Here is a 19,947-nt window from a genome sequence, read left to right as displayed (position 1 = left end):
TTAGTGGGTTTCGGTGACCTTGTTCAGGTGGCGCGGCGCGTCGGGATTGCGCCCGCGCGCGGCGGCCAGACCCGCGGCCATCACATAGAACGAAAGGATTGCGGCGATCGGATCGAGCGCCGGGTGATTAGTGGCGACGAGCGGCAATTCCGCGCCGGGCACGTCGGCAGGCGCCGCGAGCAGCACGCGTGCGCCGCGTGCGCGCATGTCGGCCGCCAGTTGAATCAAGCCTGCCTGCTCCGGCCCGCGCGGGGCGAACACGAGCAGCGGATAGTCCTTGTCGATGATCTCCATCGGACCATGACGCACTTCGGCGCTGGAGAACGCTTCCGCCTGAATGCCGGAGGTTTCCTTGAGCTTGAGCGCCGCTTCCTGCGCGATAGCGAGACCGAGACCACGGCCGATCACGATCATGCGATCGACGTTCGTGAGTTCGTTCACGGCACGCGTCCAGTCGAGCTTGCCCGCCGCGCGCAAGGCGTCCGGCAACGACTCGAGCGCGTCGAGCAGTTCGGTATCGCGTTGAACATGCGCGACGACGATGGCCGAGAGCGACAGCATGGCGATATAGCTCTTGGTCGCCGCCACCGACAATTCCGGCCCGGCGAAAAGCGGCAGGTACCACTCGCACGCCTTTTCCAGCGGGGAGTTCGCGACATTGACGGCAGCAACGGTGAACGCGCCCGCATCGCGCAACGCCTGCATCGTGCCGACGAGATCGGGGCTCTTGCCCGACTGCGAGAACGCGACCGCGAGCTGGCCCGACACGCGCAGCGGTGCTTGTTGAAGCGTCGCCACGGACATGGGCAGCGAAGCAACCGGCACGCCGATGCGGCTCATCGTCAGGCTTGCGAAATAACTGGCGGCGTGGTCGGAACTGCCGCGCGCAACGGTGAGCGCGACATGGCGCGGCTGCTCGGCGAGCTTGACCGCGAGCGCTTCGATGCGCGAGGTATCGGCGAGCTGGGCCGCGACGACGTCGGCGGACTCCAGGGCCTCGTTAAGCATATTCGACAATTGATTCTCCTTCGACATACGTGGCGCTCAGCGCGAGTTCCCGGTCGAGCACGACGAGATCGGCCCATGCGCCACGCGCGATGCGGCCGCGATCTTCGAGTCCGAGGTAATCGGCGGGAAAGCGTGACAAACGGTTCGAGACGTCCGCGAGCGGAATGCCCAGCGAGACGAGATTGCGCAGCGCCTGATCCATGGTCAGCGTGCTGCCGGCGAGCGTGCCGTCCGCGAGACGCACGCCGCCCATGCACTTGGTGACGTGCTGGCTGCCAAGGCGGTATTCGCCGTCCGGCATGCCGGCCGCCGAGGTGCTGTCGGTAACGATGTAAAGGCGCGGAATTGCGCGCATCGCGGCGCGAATCGCGCCCGGATGAACGTGCAGCAAATCCGGGATCAGTTCCGCGTACTCGGCGTGCGCGAGCGCGGCGCCGACCATGCCCGGATCGCGATGATGCAGCGGCGACATCGCGTTGAAGAGATGCGTGAAACCGCGCGCGCCGTGCTTGAGCGCATTGACGGCGTCATCGTAAGTGCCGAGCGAATGACCGAGCTGCACGCGCACGCCGCGCGAGGCGAGTTCGGAAATGATCTCTAGATGCCCGGAGATTTCCGGCGCGATGGTCACGACGCGAATGGGCGCGAGCGACAGATATTCGAGCACTTCATCGTGCACCGCGACGGCCGCGGCGTCCGGCTGCGCGCCGAGCTTGCCGGGATTGATATACGGCCCTTCGAGATGCACGCCGAGCACGCGCGCGCCGCTTGCGGCACGGCGCTTCGCCTGCTCGCCCAAGCCCGCGAGAACTTGCAGGAGTTCGTCGCGCGGCGCGGTCATCGTGGTGGCGAGCAGGCCCGTGGTGCCGTGTTGAGCGTGTTGCCGCGCGACGGTATCGGCTGCGTCGCCGCCTTCCATGATGTCGCGCCCGCCGCCGCCATGCACGTGCAGGTCGATGAAGCCGGGCAGGATATACGGCGCGTCGTTCGTGGAGGGATCGGCGATATGACCTTCCAGCGCCGTCACCCGACCGTTTTCGAAGCGAAGCGAACCGTTGATCCAGCCATCGGTCGTGAGTATGTTTCCTTTCAGCATGAAGTTCTCTGGAAGTGCGCTATGCATGATGAGGTTCAGTGCCATCCGCGCCTTGCTGCGAGCAGGCCTGTTCGCTGGCCCCGTGTGACCGGCGAACGTGCGGTGGCGGCTTTCGGGTCCTCTCGTTCTGATCTTGCTGCTTCTGCTTTCCCGCTTTTTATCGATGCAATTCCGCGACGAAGTCGTAGTAGTCGTCGCGGCAATACGTGTCCGTCAGTTCGATGGCGCGCTGCTCCGCCGAGTAGCCGATACGGGTGATCACGAGCAGCGCCGCGCGTGGCGCAATGCCCATCAGCCGCGCAATCTCGGCTCCGGCGTTGACCGCGCGAAAGTGCTGCAACGCGCGCACCACCGACTGCCCGCGCGCTTCGAGATAGCAATACAGCGACGCGCCGATCTCGAACGGCTCCGGAACGACGGACACCGGTAACGCCGAATGTTCGACCGCCATGACGATGCCGTTCGCGCGGCGAAGTCTGCCGAGACTCGCGACCGATGCGCCCGGCGCGAGCCCGAGACGGACGGTTTCATCGCGACTCGCTACGCGCACGTCGCGCTGGAGCCACACCGAGTCAGGTGCGAAACCGCGCTGTTCCATCTTCTTCGTGAAGCCCGTCAGCACCGACAGTGGATCCTGCGTGCGCGGCGTGATGAAACTGCCTGCGCCGCGTACTCGCCGAATGAGCCCGCGCTCGACTAGCAAAGCCAACGCCTTGCGCGCGGTGATACGCGAAACCCCGACCGCTTCCGACAACATGCGCTCGGCTGGCAACGCCTCACCTGCATTCCAGGCGCCGCGCTGAATAGCTGCAGCAAGACGCGTGGCGAGCTGCAGATACAGCGGCGTGGGACTCGACGCGTCGGGCGCTAACTCCCGCAAGCGTCCATTCATGGAGGTCTCTGCAGGGCTCGAATTGGAGCCCATTATATAACCAACATAATACCAGTCAAACCTTCTGCGTCACTTGATGCCAACAGGCAATAACATCGCAAAATCAATGGTTTATAACAACAATAACTTGAACAACTTGGAGACGACAGCCATCGGGATTTACCCTCATGTCAAGCCCAAAACTACAAAATGGTCTACATATCGACGGGCGCTTAAAATCAGGCCAATTGGCAATAGCACGATCGTTCTTTCTTTGGCACAATGGTGCAATTGGTTCGGAATCGCAACTAATTAAATAATAAAACTGATTATTGAGAGAGATAAAAGTCGATGGGCTCTTCAGATCCGAGTCGAGCGGTAGACGTCGTCAGACGCTTTAATCGCTTCTTCGCTCGCCATGCGGGCGCCTTGCACGAGCGGCTTCACAAAAGCCACTTTTCCCTAACGGAGGTGCGCATCCTCCACGAACTTGCGCACGATCGCGCACGCACCGCAGCCGACTTATCGCGCAATCTGGGCCTGGACACAGGCTACCTGAGCAGGCTGCTCACCAACTTCCAGAAGCTCGGGCTTATTGTGCGCGGCAGGAACGAATCCGACGGCCGCGCGCATTTGCTCACCATTACAGCGGACGCGCGAGCCAAGGTCGACGAGATCGACCTGCATGTCTCGGCCGAAGCGGCCACTCTGCTCAGTCGGCTCACAGCCGGCGAGATCGAGCAGTTATCCAATGCAATGATCGACATCGAGCGGCTGCTCAGTCCTCATCATGGCGAAGGCCACAACACGCGTTTGCGCAGCCCTCGCCGTGGCGACTTCGGCTGGATCGTCGAGCGTCACGCGCATCTGGAATCATCCGACCGTGCGGCCCATTCCAACGAAGCCTATTCGGCGAAAGTCGTCGCGCGTTTTCTCGGCGCCGTGCAGAGTGGAACGCCACGCATCGCTTGCTGGGTGGCGGAACGTGAAGGCGCCGCGCGCGTCGGCGCGGCGCTCTTAAGCGCGCAGTCGGAGAAAGAGGCGCGCATCGAGTTGTTGTTCGTCGAACCGGGCGCGCGTCGGCGGGGCTTGGGCGTGCAACTCGTATCCGCCTGTACGAACTTCGCGCATGGCGCGGGCTACGATAACGTGATCTGCCGGATGCCAATGGTGCATGAGGACCTGTGCGCGCTATTCAAACGCACTGGCTTCACGGCGAAGCAGGATGGCGATTCGGGTGTGATCTGGCATCGCGAGCTTCGGCGTGTTTATGCGGACTGAGTGCTGATTTCGCTCGCTCGTCGTGTCGCTTCAGATGAAGAGAGACGGCAGCGAGCATTCAGTCACGTCGCGCCATGTGAAAGAAGGCGATACGCACGTGATCGGCGTGGTAATGCTTCGAGATGTTTGCGTGGACCGAGTGCTGACTTAGCCCTCGGTCCCAAAGGCGTCGGACAGCAAAACGGCGTCCCAAGGGACGCCGTTGGCAAACCGTGCGTTCTCGATCAGAACGAAGGTACAACCGAGCCTTTGAACTCGCTCTTCATGAACTGGCGCACGTCTTCGGACTGATACGCCGCGACCAGCTTCTTCACCCACGGCTGGTCTTTGTCCTTGGCGCGCACGGCAATCAAGTTCGCGTAAGGGCTGTGCACGTCCTCTAGCGCGATAGCGTCCTTGGTCGGCTGCAAGCCCGCCGCCAGCGCGAAGTTCGTATTAATGGCGGCGGCATCGACGTCTGCGAGCGTGCGCGGCAGTTGCGCGGCGTCGAGTTCGAGTAGCTTGACTTTCTTCGGGTTCTCGGCGACATCTAGCGGCGTCGCGCTGTTTCCGTTCACGCCAGCGCCGGCCTTGAGCTTGATCACGCCCTGCGCTTGCAGCAAAAGTAGCGCTCGGTTTTCGTTCGACGGATCGTTCGGCACCGCGACCTTCGCGCCTTGCGGCAGATCCTTCAGCGACTTCAGCTTCTTCGAATACACGCCAAGCGGCGAGATATAGGTCAGTCCCGCATTCACGATCTTGTAGCCGCGCTGCTTCACCTGACTGTCGAGATACGGCTGATGCTGGAAGCTGTTGGCGTCGAGGTCGCCAGCATCGAGTGCGGCGTTCGGCTGAACGTAATCGTTGAACTCGATCACCTTGACGTTGAGGCCTTCTCGCTTCGCGACCTTCTGCACGACTTGCCAGATTTGCGCGTCGGGTCCGCTGATGGTGCCGACCTTGATGACCTTGTCATCGGCATGCGCGGTGACGCTAATGAGATAAGCGGCAGACGCCGCGACGACGGTAAGAGCTTTAAGCAAATTTCTGCGCTGCATGGTGTTCCTGGTTCAATGCGAGGTTGCTGCAAAATTGCCGCTTGAGTGCCCGCGATGGATTCATCGCCCTCGGTCGATGCCAACCGGGAAACGAATGTTCGCACGGCTTTGGTGCGACGGAAAAGACAGAATGTTCATGTCGATATCCGGCTCGCGCTTTGACGTCTAGAATCGCTACAGACCGATTTCTGAGACACCATCATGTACATGATCAATCTGCGTTATACCGGCGCTCTTGCGGAGATCGACGATGCGCTCGAAGCCCATCGCGAGTATCTGCAGCGCTACTTCGCCGCTGGTGTCTTCGTGATCGCGGGTCCGAAAGTGCCGCGCGAAGGCGGCATCATTCTGGCGTCGGCTATCGAGCGTGAGCGGCTCGACGCGATCATCGCGGAAGATCCGTTCGCGCAGCAGAACTTGGCTCACTACGATGTCACCGAGTTCAAGGCGACACGTCTTGCGCCCGGACTGAAGTTGCCGGAGCCTGCCGCGGAATGAAGAAAGCGGCCCGCAGGCCGCTTTCTCCAAACCAACGATGCGCCGATCTCAGTCGATCAGCAGCTTCAAGTCATGCACCCACGCCTCGACGCCCTGACCGTCGCGCGCGAAAAGACGCAGTTTGCCGTCCTTGTCGAACACATAGCTCGCGGCGGTGTGATCCATCGTGTAGTCGTCCGCCGTCTTGCCGTTGGACTTCGCGTAGTACACGCGGAAATCCTTCGCGATTTTGGCAAGCTCGGCGTCGTTTGCCGGCCGCAAGCCGACATACGTCGGGTTGAACGCCGTCACGTATTGCCCGAGAAGATCGGGCGTGTCGCGCGCGGGATCGACCGTGACCATGAGCACCTGCACGTCCTTCGCTTTACCGCCGAGTTGCTGCAATGCTTGCGAGAGTTCGGCGAGTGTGGTCGGGCAGACATCCGGGCAATGCGTATAGCCGAAAAACAAAACCACGGCCTTGCCTTTGAAGTCACCGAGCGTGCGTGTCTTGCCGCTGGTGTCGGGCAACGAGAAGTCGCTGCCAAACTGCTTGTTGCCCGTGATGTCGAGGTTCTTGAAATCGGGCGCCTTCTCGCATGCAGAGAGCAACGCCATGCTCGCCAGCGCGAGCAAAAGCGGAGCGAGGATCTTGCGAAAGAAAGCCCTCATGCACCGATCACCGTGCGAACGTAATGATCGACCAGAAGCGCGCCGAACAAGAGCGACAGATACACGATCGAATAACGGAAGGTCTTGCGCGCCAGCGCGTCCGAGTAATCGCGATAAATCTTCCACGCGTAGCCGAGAAACACCGCGCCCAGCGCAACCGCGCTCGCCAGATAGATCACGCCGCTCATGCCCGAGATGAACGGCATCAGCGTGACCGCGAACAGGATGACCGTGTACAGGAAGATATGCAGACGCGTGTACTGCTCGCCATGCGTAATAGGCAGCATGGGCAGACCGGCGTTTTCGTAATCCTTCTTGCGATACAGCGCGAGCGCCCAGAAATGCGGCGGCGTCCAGACGAAGATGATGAGCACGAGAATCCACGCGTCGCCGGGAACCGCACCCGTAACGGCCGCCCAACCGAGCGCCGGCGGCATGGCACCCGAAGCGCCACCAATGACGATGTTCTGCGGCGTATAAGGCTTGAGCAGCAACGTGTAGATGACGGCGTATCCCACGAACGTGGCAACCGTCAGCCACATCGTGAGCGGATTGGTGAACGTATAAAGCGTCCACATGCCGATACCGCCGAGCACCGCCGAGAACGTGAGAATCTGCGCGCTCGTGATTTGCCCGCGCGCCGAAGGACGCCACGCGGTGCGACGCATCTTGGCATCGATCTTCTGTTCGACGAGGCAGTTGATGGCGAATGCAGCGCCCGCCAGCAGCCAGATGCCGACCGCGCCACCAATCAAAACGGTCCACGGCACCATGCCGGGCGTGGCGAGGAACATGCCGATGACGGCGCAGAACACGGCAAGCTGCGTGACGCGCGGCTTGGTCAGCGCAATGTATTGCGATACGCGGCTGCCAAGCGGGGAGTGAAGTGTCGTGCTATCCATGATGTGGAGTCACGCTGAAACGACGTCGCGCGCGGGAACTGCGGCGCGGCCGGGACGGCTGGAAGAGATTCGAAAGTTTAGCATAACGAGTAGTAGCAACAGGATGGCAGCCCCGCCATTGTGCGCCACTGCGATAGGCAGCGGCCACTGCAACACGATATTGGACAAACCTGTAATAAATTGAATCAGGATGACGACGAGCACGGCGGTAGCGGGCGTGCGTAGGGACTCGAAACGGCGCAGCATCGCGGCGAGCCAGAGCAGATAAAGCACGACCACGACCGCAAACGTGCGATGCGTCCAATGGATTGCCACCAGCGCGTCCTGCGAGATGACGTCGCCGTCGCCGGTCATGCCGAGCGCGCGCCACAAGTGGAAACCGTGTTCAAAGTTCATCGGCGGAATCCATTGGCCATTGCAGAGTGGAAAGTCCGTGCAGGCGAGCACCGCGTAATTCGTGCTGACCCAGCCACCCAGCGCAATCTGCACGACGAGCAACACGATGCCGACGATCGCGGCCGGCATCCATCGCGCGGCGGCCGGGTCGAGCGAGGGAATCGGCGTTTGCCGCGCGGCGAGCCAGCCGAGCGCGGCCAGCAACGCAAGCCCGAGCAAGAGATGCGTCGTGACGATGACCGGCTGCAACTTGAGCGTGACGGTCCACGCGCCAAAAGCGCCTTGCAGCAGAATGAGCGCGAGGATGCCCGTCGGCCACCACGGCGAAACATGCAGCGCCTTTCGTCTGATGCGCGCGGTCCACGCAATGACGACCTGCGCGATGATCAGCACGCCGATCGCCATCGCAAAGTAGCGATGCAGCATTTCGATCCACGCCTTCATCGGGCTGACCGGACCGGTGGGCATGGCCTGATGCGCGGCCGCGATCTGCGCGTGCGCGATGAACGGCGACGCCGTGCCATAACAGCCCGGCCAGTCGGGACAGCCAAGGCCGGAATCGGTCAGGCGCGTGAAGCCACCGAACATGATCAGATCGAGCGTCAGAAAAGTGGTTAGCCAGACGAGCTTCCTGAACTTGTTGTCATCGGCCTTGACCCAGACGAACGAGAGCGGCAGCAGCGCAATGCATAGGCCGATCAGACCGAGTTCTAATACAAACATACTTTCACCTTCGTTTTGGTCGTGGCGTCCCGGCGTATCAGCCGATGCGCGACCACTTCAATAGCTTCGCCACGTCCGTGTTGATCTTCTTGGGATCGGGGTCCTTCGGGAAGCGCATCATCAGGTTGCCGTTCGGATCGACGAGATAAATGTGATCCGAAAGCTTCGTGCCGGCGTCCACCGGCAGCCAACCCGAGAGGGCTTGTTCGTTCGTCACGAGCATGCGTGTGTCCGGTTGCGGATACGCGGTCTTGATGACATTCGCGACGGGCTTGTCGTCCGTGCGCAGCCAGACGTTCAGCACGCGCTCGCGCTCGCCCGACTGTAGCGCGCGCACCTGGCGCATGAAATAGAGGCGCTTCACGCAGACTTCGTCGCAATCGCTGCCGTTGACGGTGATCATCAGCCACTTGCCTTCGAGCGACTTGAGTGGCACCGGCTGACCTTTTTCATCGGTGACGACGATCTGTTCCGGAATCGGCCGTTGCGGTTCGATCAACGTGCCGTAGCTCGTCGTGCCGCCCGCGGGCTTGACGACGTAGTACATCAGATACGAGGCGATCACCGGCGCCGCGCAGACCAGCGCGAGCAGTACCAGCATCCACCGGCCGCTGATCCAGGAGCCTTTTTTCGCGGGCGGTCGGGTTGTAGTGGTGCGTTGAGCTTGCATGGATTCTCTATTCGGTCGATGCCACGTTCATCGGACGCGGCATCATGGGTTCATGCTTCTTTCGCGGCCTCGTCGTCGGCGGCTTCGTCGGCGGCGGCCGGGTCGCTGTCTTTCCTCGCGGCGCGCCGTGCGGCATACAAGCCGAAGGCGATGGCCGCTGCCGCCATGCCCCACCACTGGAACATGTAGCCGTAGTTGCGATCGACGCCAAGCGTGACCGCCGGCCAGTCGCGCACGAGCTTGTCGGCGGTGGCGCTCGTCTGTTGAATCACGAACGGCTGAAACGCGAGCCCGGTTTCCGCGGCATACGAGGCGACGTTCAGGTTTTGCCGGATCTGCTGACGCGCAGCGGAGCCGCCGCTGCCGAGCTCGAACGCCTCCGATGCATTCGAGCGAGCGATGCCCTTCACGTCCACGATGCCTTTCGGCGTCTCATAGGGCTCGATGCCCGTACGGTCCGCCATGTTGCGCGGCAGCCAGCCACGATTCACGAGCACGTAGCCGCCGCCCTCGAGTTTAAGCGGCATCACGACATAAAAGCCCGGCTGGTCGTTATACGGACGATTGTCCAAATAGACGACGCGCTCCGGCATGAACTCGCCGCGCGCCTCGACGCGATGGAATTCGATCGACTTGAGCGGCAACGGATCGACACTCACGCGTCGTGCGGGCGCATTCTCGAACGCGACGATCTGCGCGTTCAGCGCTTCCTTCTGATGCGCGCGGTCGCGCTGCCAGAAGCCGAGCCGCAGAGTGATTGCGACGACGATCAGGATCAGCACCGTGGGCCAGAGGCGGATTTTCATGCCGCACGCTCCGGAACCGACGTCGCACGCACCGATTCATCGAGTGCGATAATGAGACGACTCGTTTTCATATTGCTCACGGCGTTTCGCGAGCGGTCGATGCAACTATCGCAGGCTGGTTTCATGCACATCATCGTTGCTATTGCATTCATCCTCATCATTGGCAGCCTGGGCTCGGCCCTGTACTTCATGATGACCGATAAAGGTCAGACGAAGCGCATGGTGTGGTCGCTCGCAACGCGCGTCGGGCTGTCCATTTCGCTCTTCCTGTTCATCCTGTTTGCGCACTGGATGGGCTGGATTCAATCGACCGGCATTCCGCTCGGACGATAACGCGTCTCGAAGGTTTCCCACGCGGGACCGATTGTCGCGGCGCGACACAATCGCGCGCATTCACTCACTTCCCAAAACAAAACGCCGCCCGCGAAGGTCGAGGGCGGCGTGGCATGTCTTGCGTGACAGCGTGCGCGCCGAATTGGCGCGTCCTCGCTCGAAGCAAACGCTTACAGCCAGTAGACGACGACGTACAGCCCGAGCCACACGACGTCGACGAAGTGCCAGTACCACGCGGCGCCCTCGAAGGCGAAGTGATGTTCCGCGGTGAAGTGGCCGCGAATCAGGCGCACGCATACGACCGCGAGCATGGTGCCGCCAAGGAACACGTGAAAACCGTGGAAGCCGGTGAGGAGGAAAAACGTCGAGCCGTACACACCAGACGAAAGCGTCAGGTTCAGTTCGTTGTAGGCGTGGAAGTATTCGTAGCCCTGGCAAAACAGGAAGATCACGCCCAGCGCCACTGTCGCAGCCAGCCAGATGATGGCCTTTCGGCGATGATCTTCACGCAGCGCATGGTGAGCCACCGTGAGCGTCGCGCCCGAGGAAAGCAAGAGCGCCGTGTTGATGGTCGGCAGCGGCCAAGGCACCATCGAGCGGAAATGCGGCACCAGCGCGGCGGGGCCGTTGTTCGGCCACACGGCGGTGAAGTCCGGCCAGATCAGCTTGTAATCGAGGCTGCCGAGTTCGTGCATGGCAATGGCGCGCGCGTAGAACAGCGCGCCGAAAAACGCCGCGAAGAACATGACTTCGGAGAAGATGAACCAGCTCATGCTCCAGCGATACGACACGTCGACGTTCTTGCCGTACATGCCGCCTTCGGATTCGGAGATGGCGTCGCCGAACCAATGCCACAGCACGAACAGCAGAAACAGCAGGCCGACGAACGTGGTGGCAGGCGCCCACGAATGACCGTTCACCCACGCCGCCAGCGAGGACAGCATCACCAGCAAACCGCACGCAGCCATGATCGGATGGCGTGACGGATGCGGCACGAAATAGTACGGGCTCTCGTTTTGACCGCTCATTTGATTCTCCACTTCGATCCAGTTGCTTGAGTTTTCTTGTATCGCCGCGCGTTCGACCGCTCGCCCGACGTTTCGTCTATCCGACTACCGCGCGCACCACCAGCAGCAACACGACGATGAACACCACCGCGCCGATCACCCCCGCCGCGATCAAATGCAGCGGCTTCAACTGCGCGGCGTCGTTTTCCAGATCCGCCCGGCGGCGCACGCCGAAGAACGACCAGAACACCGCCTTCACGAGCTTCAGGAAACCGCCGCCATTGCGTCCGTCACGTCCATTGCGTCCATTTCGTGCTTCTGGGTTCATGATCATCACGTTCCCTTGGCCGCGGGTTTCGGTGTGTCGAGTTCGAAGAACGTGTACGACAGCGTGATCGTCTTGACGTCCTTCGGCAGCTTCGGGTCCACGACGAAGACCACCGGCATGCGCTTCGTCTCATTGGGCCCGAGCGTCTGCTGCGTGAAGCAGAAGCATTCGATCTTCTTGAAGTACTCGGTGGCCTGCTTCGGCGCATAGCTCGGAATGGCCTGCGCCTTCACCGTGCGGCCTTGCTCGTTGGTCACCTGGTACATCACCGTCATCACTTCGCCGGGGTGAATGTCGAGACTGTTCTGCTCCGGCTTGAACTGCAGCGGACCGCGCGCGTTCGCATCGAACTCGATGGAAATCGTACGGCTCGCGTCGACCTGCGTGTTCTTCGCCTCGCGCGCGCTCGCATCGCGCTGCACGAGATTGTTGATGCCGGTGATCTGGCAAATTGCCTTGTACATCGGCACCAGGGCGAAGCCGAAGCCGAACATCATCGCGGCCACGACGAAGAGCTTCACCAGCATCGACCGATTGAACGACCGGTCGACTTGAGAATCATCCTGAGTGGACACTTGGCTTTCCTACCCTCGCGACAACAGGTATTGCCTGACGACGATACCCAGAAAGAAGACGGCGGCAATCAACATCATGATCAAACCGAGCCGCTTGTTGCCCGCGCGGATTTCTTCGGGCGAACGTCTTTTTTGTGGATTCGGGGCCATGCTTCCTTTGATCTTTGTGACTGCAAGGCTTCGGAGCGAAGCCTTGCAGCCTTCGAAACCAGACTATTATTCGACCGTCGGCGGTTGCTCGAAGGTATGGAACGGCGCCGGGCTCGGCACGGTCCATTCCAGTCCTTCCGCGCCATCCCACGGCTTGTCGCCTGCCTTTTCCAGCTCACCACCGCCGCGATACGTCGGCAGCGCGACCGCGAACAGGAAGTACACCTGCGCGAGACCGAATCCGAACGCACCGATGGTCGCAACCTGGTTGAAGTCCGTGAACTGCGCCGGGTAATCCGCATAGCGACGCGGCATGCCCGCGAGACCCAGGAAGTGCATCGGGAAGAAGGTGATGTTGAAGAAGATCAGCGACGCCCAGAAGTGGATCTTGCCGCGCATCTCGTTATACATCCAGCCAGTCCACTTAGGCGCCCAGTAGTACCAGCCCGCGAACAGCGCGAAAAGCGAACCCGCCACCAGCACGTAGTGGAAGTGCGCCACCACGTAGTAAGTGCCGTGCATCTGGATGTCGAGCGGGGCCATGGAGAGGATCAGGCCCGTGAAGCCGCCCATCGTGAACACGAACAGGAAGCCGATTGCAAAGAGCATCGGCGTCTCGAAGGTCAGCGCGCCGCGCCACATCGTCGCGACCCAGTTGAACACCTTCACGCCCGTCGGAACGGCGATCAGCATGGTTGCGTACATGAAGAACAGCTGGCCCGTCACCGGCATGCCCGTGGCGAACATGTGGTGCGCCCAGACCATGAACGAGAGAATCGCGATCGACGAAGTGGCGTACACCATCGAGCTATAGCCGAAAAGCGGCTTGCGCGAGAACGCCGGAATCACCTGCGAGACGATCCCGAACGCCGGCAAGATCATGATGTAGACCTCGGGGTGTCCGAAGAACCAGAAGATATGCTGGTACATGACCGGATCGCCGCCGCCCGCCGCATTGAAGAACGACGTGCCGAAGTGACGGTCGAACAGCACCATGGTGATGGCGCCTGCCAGAACCGGCATCACGGCGATCAGCAGGTACGCGGTGATAAGCCACGTCCACGCGAACATCGGCATCTTCATGAGCGTCATGCCGGGCGCGCGCATGTTCAGGATCGTCACGACGATGTTGATACCGCCCATGATCGACGACGCACCCATGATGTGGACCGCGAAGATGGCGAAGTCCATGCCCGGGCCCATCTGCGTGGAAAGCGGCGCGTAAAGCGTCCAGCCCGCTGCGGTCGCGCCGCCCGGCACGAAGAACGAGCCGACCAGCAGAACCGCGGCGACCGGCAGGAGCCAGAAGCTGAAGTTGTTCATGCGCGCGAACGCCATGTCCGACGCGCCGATCTGCAGCGGCACCATCCAGTTCGCGAAGCCGACGAACGCCGGCATGATCGCGCCGAACACCATGATGAGGCCGTGCATGGTGGTCAACTGGTTGAAGAACTCGGGACGCATGATCTGCAGTCCCGGCTCGAACAGCTCGGCACGAATGCCAAGCGCCATCACGCCTCCGGAGAGGAACATGATGAAGGAGAACAACAGGTACAGCGTCCCGATGTCCTTGTGGTTGGTGGCGAAAAGCCACCGGCGCCAGCCATGCGGCAACTCGTGCGCATGGTCGTCGTGCGCGTGGTCGTGACCCGCGGCTACATCGTGTCCGATGCTAGACATGACAATCATCTCCTAAAGCAAATACTCGGGGCACTTGGCTATGACGCGGACCTTTCCGTGGCTCGCAGTGTTGCGATGAGGGAAAGGTGCGCTCGTCAGGTCAAGCAGCCGGACTGATTTCTACGCGACGGGCTTCCTTCGCATCCGTGCCGCCCGTAACGGATTCGGGCTTTTTCAACACGATACGATCTTCCGATACACCTGCTGCCTTCAACGCGTCGCGCACGGCCTGCGCGCGTTGCTTGGCGAGTTCCGCGTTCAGGTCTGCGCCGCCGGAGGCATCCGTGAAGCCGGAAATAGCGAGCTTCGCTTCGGGATGCGCCTTGGCATAGGCCGCTGCGGCCTGAACCGCGTCGTTGGCTTCCGCGGGCAGCGTGCTCTTGCCCGTTTCGAAATAGATGCTCGCGGGCAGATTGGCGCTCGCCGTTGCCTCGGCACCGGACGCCGCCGCAGCCGGCGCCGCGCTTGCGGCTTCGGGCGTTGCCGCAGCCGCTGTCTTCTGACCGCCGCCTTCGGGCATCTTGCCATTGCGCGCGTCGGCAACTTGCTTCGGCTGCAGAATGTCGCCCGTATGGTTGCCCCAGGTATTGCGCTCGTAAGTGATGACCGATGCGATCTCGACATCGTTGAGCGTACTCTGCCACGGCGGCATGGCGCCCTTGCCGTGCAGCACGATGCTCACGTGGTCCGCGATCGGGCCGTTGGCAACCTTGCTGCCGTCGAGCGCAGGGAACGGACCGCCGCCCTTGCCGGTCGGCTGGTGGCAAACCGCGCAGTTCGACGCGTAGACTGCCGCGCCGCGCGTCTTCAGCTCGTCCATCGTGTAGGTCTTGTTGGGATCGTCGGCGGATGCGGCCAGTTTCTTCTTTTGCGTGTCGACCCACTTCGCGTAGTCGTCGGCGGAAAGCACTTCGACGACCACCGGCATGTACGCGTGTTCCTTGCCGCAGAGTTCGGTACAGAAGCCACGGAAAGTGCCGATTTTCTCGGCCTTGAACCAGGTGTCGCGCACGAAGCCGGGAATGGCGTCCTGCTTCACGCCGAAGGCCGGCACGTACCACGAGTGAACGACGTCGTTCGCGGTGGTGATGATGCGAATTTTCTTGTCGACCGGCACGACGAGCGGATTGTCCACTTCCTGCAGGTACAGCTCGGAAATCGGCTTCTGGCCGTTCACTTCGCTACGCGGCGTGGTGAGCGTGGAGAGGAAGCTGATGCCCTCGCCCGGACCCTTCACGTAGTCGTAGCCCCATTTCCATTGGTAGCCGGTGACTTTGACGGTGAGGTCGGCGTTGCTGGTGTCCTTCATTGCGACGACGGCCTTGGTGGCCGGCAGCGCCATCAACACGACGATGACGAACGGCACGATCGTCCAGATGATTTCGACCGTGGTGCTTTCGTGGAAATTAGCGGGCTTGTGGCCTTTGGACTTGCGGTGCGCAATGAGCGAATAGAACATCACCCCGAACACGCCAAGAAAAATGACGAGACAGATGATGAGCATGAACGTATGGAGGCCGTAGAGCTCCTCGGCGATCTTCGTCACTGGCGGCTGAAAGTTCAGCTCGTTTACAGCTGGGCCGCCAGGACTGTCGTTGACCGCCAGGGCTACGCCGGCGTTCAGCAGTGCGCCTGCCGCCAGCACGCCCGAGAGGGCTCGCTTGATTGTTTTCATAGCATCCTTACCCAAAATTTCCATTCAAACCCTCGACCCCCGTGGGCATCGCGCCGAGCCGTCAGGCCACATCATGCCTCTTAAGCAGAGCGTCTCAGCGACGCTCGCAACTCGGCAGCAAATTGTTTGCGACGATGCTGTGCAAGGTGTTGTCCGATTTTTACCGATTGACCGCGCGACACGATCGTGAGCGGCTCTCTCGGCGTCGCGCCCGTTTCGACCCGCACCCAGCGCGGATTGAATTCGAACTGCGTCAGTTCCTCGGCGTTCATCTGCTCGATCAACAAGCGGTTTTCAAACAACCGGATTCGTTCGTAGTCGACTGCGTGCCGCGCGTAGATAAGAAACGCGACACCGACCACGGTCAGCTCGATCCCGGTGAACGGCAGCACCAGCCAGGCGCCGTTCAGAAACAAGAGCGTTGCGATGAGAAAGGAAAACAGCGCCAGCGACAGATAAAAGACCACGAACTGACGCGGCGAAGCGGAGCAGTTCCGTTTCATCAGCCAGTCTTTGATGACTGGCTCGTCGTCTGTCAGCGCGTGGCTTGCTTGCATCGCCGCCTCCTTCCCATCCGCATGCAATCACATACTTTTGCTCGGATTTCGCCCAAATTTGTCACAGCCCGGGCGACAAACTGACGCATTATAGGCGCGTCGGGTAGTATCCACAAGCAAGGGTCGTAACGTCTGAAACCCAAGCGCCACAAGCTTCTGCGCCCTTTTGACGCACCTCTTGGCGCTGCTTTTGCCCGCAAATTTCAGACATAACTGACGCCCTCTTTACCCCGTCATCGATTCCGTTTTGGGCCTCGTCCTATATCTTCCAGCCGAATGATTCCGTGACCTTCGGCGGTCGTGCGCGGCACCGCTTTCCATGCGTGACCGTAGATCACTTCGAACGTGAGCGGGATCGTTCCGTCGTCGCGACGCAAAGCTTCGAGCGCGCTGTGAACCGCGCTGCGTCTGGCTTTCACGTCGATTTGCGAGTCTGCGGCCGCGCTTCGTTCGAACGGATAAGCACCCCAGCGCGTGACATCGGCAAGCAAGGATTCCGGCGAACGGTAAGTGATGGTGAGCACCTCCTGATCCATCACGGGAATCTCGAAGCCGCTTTCCACCAGCATGTCGCCCAAGTCGTGCATGTCGACGAAATCGATCGTATGCGGCTGCGGCGGCAAGCCCAGCATGCGCTCGGCCTCGCGATACGCCGCGGCGAGCTCACGCAGCGTGTCTGGGCCGAAGGTGCTGAACATGAGAAGGCCGTTGACCTTCAGCACGCGTTGCCACTCAGGGAAAACGAGGTCGGGCCGCGAATGCCAGTGCAGCGCGAGGTTCGACCAGAGCATCTCGAACGCGCCCGATGCGAACGGCAGCTCGGAGAAATCCGCCTGCGCGAGTTGCGGTCCGCGCGCGCCGAAGGCCTTGGCGAGCGTGGCCGGCAGGAACCGCCGCCAGCCCGCGCCGGCTTCGGTTTCCGCCGATTCCGCATCGCGGGCGCGCGCGAGCATCGCGGAAGAAATATCGACACCCAATACCGATGCCTCCGCAAAGCGCTCGCGCAGCGCGGGCAGATCCGCGCCCATGCCGCACGCCGCATCCAGCACGCGCGTCGGCGCGACCTTGATGTATTCGAGGCGCTCGCGCATCCGGCCGGCAATTTCGCGAGGCAGGAACGCGACTTCGTCGAAAGTCGCGGCGCGACGGTCGAAGATCGCGCGCAAACGGCGCGAATCATAGGCCGGTCGGCTAGTTTGAGGGGGCGTTTGGGACATGACGATCTATTCGCGAAGAGTGCGAAGTATACTCGGTCGTCTTGAAATCAGCCCGTGCTTAGGGCCGATACGGGGCATAACCGTTCCGATTGTTTCTCCGCACGTGCATGCGCTCGTCCGAGTTCGTTGCCTGTTGCCTACCATTCGTCCGCGCCGCCATGAATGTCTTCAGCAATTTCTTCCCGTCATCCGCACGCGTCGCGATGACCGCGCGCGGACTTGGGAAACGGCTGCTCGATGCCGCGCTGCCCAGCCAATGCGCGTTATGCGGCAATTTGTCGCAAGACGTAGTGTGCAGCGATTGTGACGGCCAGTACTGGAACGAGTCGCGCCTGAGATGCGCGACCTGCGCGCTTCCGCTGGCGGCGTTTGCGCTGGACCGAGAACGCGAAGATACGCGGATGCACTGTGCGGCGTGCCTTGACAATCCGCCTGCGTTCAATGACACGATCGCGCTTGCCGACTATCGCGCGCCACTCGACACACTGGCCGTCGAGCTGAAGTTTCGCGCGCGGCTGGCGACAGGCGCGACATTCGCGCGGCATCTCGCTGCGTTGTTCGATGACAGCGATCTGCCTTTACCCGACGTGATCGTGCCGCCACTATCGCGCCAGCGCCTTGCCGCGCGCGGCTACAACCAGGCGTGGGCGATTGCGCATCCGCTCGCGCGTCGCATGCGCGTTCACGGTGACGCCGCGCTCGTCGTGCGAAGAATCGAGACTGCGCAGCAATCCAAGCTCGATCTCGATACGCGCCGCCGCAACGTTGCATCCGCGTTCGAGGTAAAGGGCGACGTGCGCGGCAAGCATGTCGGCGTGGTCGATGACGTGATGACCTCCGGCGCCACGCTCGATGCCCTCGCGCGCACGTTGAAGCTGGCGGGCGCGCGGCGCGTCAGCAATTTCGTGGCGCTGCGCACCCCCAAAGATTAACCAATCCACCACTGCAATCCATGTTCAACGTCGTACTCGTCGAGCCCGAAATTCCGCCGAACACCGGCAATGTGATCCGCCTGTGCGCCAACACGGGCGCGCGTTTGCATCTGATCGAGCCGCTCGGCTTTCCGCTCGACGACGCCAAAATGCGCCGCGCTGGTCTCGATTATCACGAGTACGCGGAGATGAACGTGCACGCCAACTGGAGCGCCTTCCTCGCGAAGGAAACGCCCGACCCAGCGCGCATGTTTGCCTTTACCACGCGCGGCTCGACGCCCTTTTTCGATCACGCGTTCCAGCCCGGCGACTGGTTTGTGTTCGGCGCGGAAACACGCGGTCTTGCGGCCGACTTGCTGGATGGTTTTCCGACGCAACAACGCGTGCGCCTGCCCATGCGTCCGGGCAACCGCAGCCTGAATTTGTCGAACACAGTGGCAATCGTCACGTTCGAGGCGTGGCGTCAGGCAGGATTCGACGGCGGCGAGTGAGCGTCGTGAACCGCTTCGGTCCGCGTCGCGACGCAGACTAAAAGCTATTCGGCCTTCGCGTCACGGCTGAGCAGCGCCTGCACCGCGTGGCGCGGCGTGACGTTATCGAAAAGTACGCGGCATACCGCCTGTGTGATCGGCATGTCGATGCCACGCGACTGCGCAAGCGAAAGAACCGCGCGCGCGCAGCGCACGCCCTCAGCTACATGCCCGAGCGCCGCGAGAATCTCGTCGAGCGTGCGGCCGCTCGCCAGTTGCACGCCGACCGTGCGGTTGCGCGAAAGGTCGCCGGTTGCGGTAAGAATCAGGTCGCCGAGGCCCGTGAGACCGGTGAAAGTCTCCGCGCGCCCGCCCAATGCGACGCCGAGCCGCGACATTTCCGCGAGACCGCGCGTGATGAGCGCCGCGCGCGCGTTGAGGCCGAGGCCGAGGCCATCGGAGATGCCGGTCGCGATGGCGAGCACGTTCTTCACCGCGCCGCCCACTTCGACGCCGACGATATCGTCGCCGGTATAGATGCGCATGGCGCCATGATGAAACGCGGTCACCGTGCGCGTGCCCAAGGTCGCCGATGCGCTCGCGACCGTCAGCGCAACTGGCAAACCACGCCCGACTTCGCGCGCGAAACTCGGACCCGACAGCGTGCCGTTACTGACATGGTCAGGCAATTCGGCCGCGACGACCTCGTTCGGAAGGCACTGCGTATCCGCTTCGAAGCCCTTGCATAGCCAGAGAATATGCGCGGGAACGATGCCCGCCTGGCGCATCGAGCGGCACATGGCGCGCAGGCCCGCGACGGGCGTCGCGACGACGCACAACGCGTCGTCAGCGGCGGCGTGCGCGAGGGCCGCGTTGAAATCGGCGGAATACGCCAGCGCTTCTGGCAGGCCTACGCCCGCGAGATAACGCGCGTTTTCATGCGTTTGGGTAAGCGATTCGATGAGCGCGCCATCGCGCGCCCAGAGCAACGTGTCGTGCCGTGCCGCGAGGTGGCCCGCTAATGCGGTGCCCCACGCGCCGGCGCCGAGGACGGCTACTTTCATGCTCGGCTCCGGTTAGGCAG

General features: G+C 61.9%; 23 protein-coding genes. 5 read left to right on the top strand and 18 right to left on the bottom strand.

What is annotated here, in order from left to right:
• The 3 genes from NCT04_RS01450 to NCT04_RS01440 all read right to left on the bottom strand — a co-directional run bounded on the left by NCT04_RS01450 (position 1) and on the right by NCT04_RS01440 (position 2,996).
• On the bottom strand, positions 1-1,008 hold the full coding sequence (locus tag NCT04_RS01450) for an SIS domain-containing protein (RefSeq protein WP_244827954.1): 1,008 nt from the start codon (positions 1,006-1,008) through the stop codon (positions 1-3).
• Entirely contained in the window at positions 1,001-2,104 is a 1,104-nt protein-coding gene (gene nagA, locus NCT04_RS01445; protein WP_250462820.1) for an N-acetylglucosamine-6-phosphate deacetylase, read from the bottom strand. The genes NCT04_RS01450 and nagA overlap by 8 nt, the downstream gene beginning before the upstream one ends.
• Positions 2,105-2,261: 157 nt before the next feature.
• Positions 2,262-2,996 carry a GntR family transcriptional regulator gene (locus tag NCT04_RS01440; RefSeq protein WP_250462817.1) on the bottom strand — a complete coding sequence of 245 codons (735 nt, stop codon included), beginning with the start codon at positions 2,994-2,996 and terminating at the stop codon, positions 2,262-2,264.
• Positions 2,997-3,326: 330 nt separating this feature from the next.
• Here NCT04_RS01440 and NCT04_RS01435 point away from each other — a divergent pair, with 330 nt between their 5' ends.
• On the top strand, positions 3,327-4,256 hold the full coding sequence (locus NCT04_RS01435; protein ID WP_284502947.1) for a bifunctional helix-turn-helix transcriptional regulator/GNAT family N-acetyltransferase: 930 nt from the start codon (positions 3,327-3,329) through the stop codon (positions 4,254-4,256).
• 224 nt (positions 4,257-4,480) lie between these two features.
• Here NCT04_RS01435 and NCT04_RS01430 read toward each other — a convergent pair whose 3' ends face one another.
• Positions 4,481-5,293 carry a MetQ/NlpA family ABC transporter substrate-binding protein gene (locus NCT04_RS01430; protein WP_250462812.1) on the bottom strand — a complete coding sequence of 271 codons (813 nt, stop codon included), beginning with the start codon at positions 5,291-5,293 and terminating at the stop codon, positions 4,481-4,483.
• A 201-nt stretch (positions 5,294-5,494) separates the two neighbouring features.
• Between NCT04_RS01430 and NCT04_RS01425 the strand changes: the two genes are divergently transcribed.
• Positions 5,495-5,791 carry a YciI family protein gene (locus tag NCT04_RS01425; protein WP_244826889.1) on the top strand — a complete coding sequence of 99 codons (297 nt, stop codon included), beginning with the start codon at positions 5,495-5,497 and terminating at the stop codon, positions 5,789-5,791.
• A 48-nt stretch (positions 5,792-5,839) separates the two neighbouring features.
• Here NCT04_RS01425 and NCT04_RS01420 read toward each other — a convergent pair whose 3' ends face one another.
• From NCT04_RS01420 to NCT04_RS01400, 5 genes are read right to left on the bottom strand one after another with little or no spacing between them, the layout of a single operon-like run.
• The gene (locus tag NCT04_RS01420) at positions 5,840-6,442 is read right to left on the bottom strand and encodes an SCO family protein (RefSeq protein ID WP_250462809.1); all 603 of its coding nucleotides are present in this window, start codon (positions 6,440-6,442) and stop codon (positions 5,840-5,842) included.
• Positions 6,439-7,344, bottom strand: coding sequence for a heme o synthase (gene cyoE / locus NCT04_RS01415; RefSeq protein WP_244826887.1), 906 nt, complete (start codon positions 7,342-7,344; stop codon positions 6,439-6,441). Before cyoE ends, NCT04_RS01420 begins: the two co-directional genes overlap by 4 nt.
• A 9-nt stretch (positions 7,345-7,353) precedes the next feature.
• Positions 7,354-8,463 carry a COX15/CtaA family protein gene (locus tag NCT04_RS01410; RefSeq protein WP_250462807.1) on the bottom strand — a complete coding sequence of 370 codons (1,110 nt, stop codon included), beginning with the start codon at positions 8,461-8,463 and terminating at the stop codon, positions 7,354-7,356.
• Positions 8,464-8,500: 37 nt separating this feature from the next.
• Complete coding sequence (locus NCT04_RS01405; protein ID WP_250462804.1) at positions 8,501-9,133, bottom strand: SCO family protein; 633 nt, start codon at positions 9,131-9,133, stop codon at positions 8,501-8,503.
• 50 nt (positions 9,134-9,183) lie between these two features.
• A complete protein-coding gene (locus tag NCT04_RS01400) occupies positions 9,184-9,939 on the bottom strand; it encodes an SURF1 family protein (protein WP_250462801.1) in 756 nt (251 codons plus the stop codon).
• A 123-nt stretch (positions 9,940-10,062) separates the two neighbouring features.
• Here NCT04_RS01400 and NCT04_RS01395 point away from each other — a divergent pair, with 123 nt between their 5' ends.
• Entirely contained in the window at positions 10,063-10,272 is a 210-nt protein-coding gene (locus NCT04_RS01395; protein ID WP_244826883.1) for a twin transmembrane helix small protein, read from the top strand.
• 170 nt (positions 10,273-10,442) lie between these two features.
• Here NCT04_RS01395 and NCT04_RS01390 read toward each other — a convergent pair whose 3' ends face one another.
• The 8 genes from NCT04_RS01390 to NCT04_RS01355 form a co-directional block, all read right to left on the bottom strand.
• Positions 10,443-11,300: a cytochrome c oxidase subunit 3 gene (locus tag NCT04_RS01390; RefSeq protein ID WP_244826882.1), complete on the bottom strand. Its 858-nt coding sequence runs from the start codon at positions 11,298-11,300 to the stop codon at positions 10,443-10,445.
• Between the two features lie 76 nt (positions 11,301-11,376).
• Positions 11,377-11,607 (bottom strand): DUF2970 domain-containing protein, encoded by a 231-nt coding sequence (locus tag NCT04_RS01385; protein ID WP_244826881.1) that lies wholly within the window; start codon positions 11,605-11,607, stop codon positions 11,377-11,379.
• 5 nt (positions 11,608-11,612) lie between these two features.
• Complete coding sequence (locus NCT04_RS01380) at positions 11,613-12,182, bottom strand: cytochrome c oxidase assembly protein (protein WP_244826880.1); 570 nt, start codon at positions 12,180-12,182, stop codon at positions 11,613-11,615.
• 9 nt (positions 12,183-12,191) lie between these two features.
• A complete protein-coding gene (locus NCT04_RS01375; protein WP_244826879.1) occupies positions 12,192-12,332 on the bottom strand; it encodes a cytochrome oxidase small assembly protein in 141 nt (46 codons plus the stop codon).
• 66 nt (positions 12,333-12,398) lie between these two features.
• A complete protein-coding gene (gene ctaD / locus NCT04_RS01370) occupies positions 12,399-14,012 on the bottom strand; it encodes a cytochrome c oxidase subunit I (RefSeq protein ID WP_244826878.1) in 1,614 nt (537 codons plus the stop codon).
• 100 nt (positions 14,013-14,112) lie between these two features.
• A complete protein-coding gene (coxB, locus tag NCT04_RS01365; protein ID WP_244826877.1) occupies positions 14,113-15,711 on the bottom strand; it encodes a cytochrome c oxidase subunit II in 1,599 nt (532 codons plus the stop codon).
• 56 nt (positions 15,712-15,767) lie between these two features.
• Positions 15,768-16,244 (bottom strand): DUF2244 domain-containing protein, encoded by a 477-nt coding sequence (locus NCT04_RS01360; RefSeq protein ID WP_244827953.1) that lies wholly within the window; start codon positions 16,242-16,244, stop codon positions 15,768-15,770.
• A gap of 233 nt (positions 16,245-16,477) precedes the next feature.
• The gene (locus tag NCT04_RS01355; protein WP_250462799.1) at positions 16,478-17,461 is read right to left on the bottom strand and encodes a methyltransferase domain-containing protein; all 984 of its coding nucleotides are present in this window, start codon (positions 17,459-17,461) and stop codon (positions 16,478-16,480) included.
• Positions 17,462-17,619: 158 nt separating this feature from the next.
• Here NCT04_RS01355 and NCT04_RS01350 point away from each other — a divergent pair, with 158 nt between their 5' ends.
• Positions 17,620-18,393, top strand: a complete 774-nt coding sequence (locus NCT04_RS01350; RefSeq protein ID WP_502800645.1) for a phosphoribosyltransferase family protein — start codon at positions 17,620-17,622, stop codon at positions 18,391-18,393.
• Between the two features lie 20 nt (positions 18,394-18,413).
• Entirely contained in the window at positions 18,414-18,884 is a 471-nt protein-coding gene (gene trmL / locus NCT04_RS01345) for a tRNA (uridine(34)/cytosine(34)/5-carboxymethylaminomethyluridine(34)-2'-O)-methyltransferase TrmL (protein ID WP_244826875.1), read from the top strand.
• 44 nt (positions 18,885-18,928) lie between these two features.
• Here trmL and NCT04_RS01340 read toward each other — a convergent pair whose 3' ends face one another.
• Complete coding sequence (locus NCT04_RS01340; protein WP_250462796.1) at positions 18,929-19,927, bottom strand: NAD(P)H-dependent glycerol-3-phosphate dehydrogenase; 999 nt, start codon at positions 19,925-19,927, stop codon at positions 18,929-18,931.
• Positions 19,928-19,947: the final 20 nt, after the last annotated feature.

The sequence above is a fragment of the Caballeronia sp. GAFFF2 genome (assembly GCF_023631485.1).
GTDB lineage: Bacteria > Pseudomonadota > Gammaproteobacteria > Burkholderiales > Burkholderiaceae > Caballeronia.
This window is presented reverse-complemented; position numbering and strand designations above follow the sequence as displayed.

What these genes read in the sequence shown, in the direction of transcription:
- NCT04_RS01450 (WP_244827954.1), bottom strand. Translation starts at nt 1,008, where the DNA reads ATGCTTAACGAGGCCCTGGAGTCCGCCGACGTCGTCGCGGCCCAGCTC.
- nagA (WP_250462820.1), bottom strand. Translation starts at nt 2,104, where the DNA reads ATGCTGAAAGGAAACATACTCACGACCGATGGCTGGATCAACGGTTCG.
- NCT04_RS01440 (WP_250462817.1), bottom strand. Translation starts at nt 2,996, where the DNA reads ATGAATGGACGCTTGCGGGAGTTAGCGCCCGACGCGTCGAGTCCCACG.
- NCT04_RS01435 (WP_284502947.1), top strand. Translation starts at nt 3,327, where the DNA reads ATGGGCTCTTCAGATCCGAGTCGAGCGGTAGACGTCGTCAGACGCTTT.
- NCT04_RS01430 (WP_250462812.1), bottom strand. Translation starts at nt 5,293, where the DNA reads ATGCAGCGCAGAAATTTGCTTAAAGCTCTTACCGTCGTCGCGGCGTCT.
- NCT04_RS01425 (WP_244826889.1), top strand. Translation starts at nt 5,495, where the DNA reads ATGTACATGATCAATCTGCGTTATACCGGCGCTCTTGCGGAGATCGAC.
- NCT04_RS01420 (WP_250462809.1), bottom strand. Translation starts at nt 6,442, where the DNA reads ATGAGGGCTTTCTTTCGCAAGATCCTCGCTCCGCTTTTGCTCGCGCTG.
- cyoE (WP_244826887.1), bottom strand. Translation starts at nt 7,344, where the DNA reads ATGGATAGCACGACACTTCACTCCCCGCTTGGCAGCCGCGTATCGCAA.
- NCT04_RS01410 (WP_250462807.1), bottom strand. Translation starts at nt 8,463, where the DNA reads ATGTTTGTATTAGAACTCGGTCTGATCGGCCTATGCATTGCGCTGCTG.
- NCT04_RS01405 (WP_250462804.1), bottom strand. Translation starts at nt 9,133, where the DNA reads ATGCAAGCTCAACGCACCACTACAACCCGACCGCCCGCGAAAAAAGGC.
- NCT04_RS01400 (WP_250462801.1), bottom strand. Translation starts at nt 9,939, where the DNA reads ATGAAAATCCGCCTCTGGCCCACGGTGCTGATCCTGATCGTCGTCGCA.
- NCT04_RS01395 (WP_244826883.1), top strand. Translation starts at nt 10,063, where the DNA reads ATGCACATCATCGTTGCTATTGCATTCATCCTCATCATTGGCAGCCTG.
- NCT04_RS01390 (WP_244826882.1), bottom strand. Translation starts at nt 11,300, where the DNA reads ATGAGCGGTCAAAACGAGAGCCCGTACTATTTCGTGCCGCATCCGTCA.
- NCT04_RS01385 (WP_244826881.1), bottom strand. Translation starts at nt 11,607, where the DNA reads ATGAACCCAGAAGCACGAAATGGACGCAATGGACGTGACGGACGCAAT.
- NCT04_RS01375 (WP_244826879.1), bottom strand. Translation starts at nt 12,332, where the DNA reads ATGGCCCCGAATCCACAAAAAAGACGTTCGCCCGAAGAAATCCGCGCG.
- ctaD (WP_244826878.1), bottom strand. Translation starts at nt 14,012, where the DNA reads ATGTCTAGCATCGGACACGATGTAGCCGCGGGTCACGACCACGCGCAC.
- coxB (WP_244826877.1), bottom strand. Translation starts at nt 15,711, where the DNA reads ATGGAAATTTTGGGTAAGGATGCTATGAAAACAATCAAGCGAGCCCTC.
- NCT04_RS01360 (WP_244827953.1), bottom strand. Translation starts at nt 16,244, where the DNA reads ATGCAAGCAAGCCACGCGCTGACAGACGACGAGCCAGTCATCAAAGAC.
- NCT04_RS01355 (WP_250462799.1), bottom strand. Translation starts at nt 17,461, where the DNA reads ATGTCCCAAACGCCCCCTCAAACTAGCCGACCGGCCTATGATTCGCGC.
- NCT04_RS01350 (WP_502800645.1), top strand. Translation starts at nt 17,620, where the DNA reads ATGAATGTCTTCAGCAATTTCTTCCCGTCATCCGCACGCGTCGCGATG.
- trmL (WP_244826875.1), top strand. Translation starts at nt 18,414, where the DNA reads ATGTTCAACGTCGTACTCGTCGAGCCCGAAATTCCGCCGAACACCGGC.
- NCT04_RS01340 (WP_250462796.1), bottom strand. Translation starts at nt 19,927, where the DNA reads ATGAAAGTAGCCGTCCTCGGCGCCGGCGCGTGGGGCACCGCATTAGCG.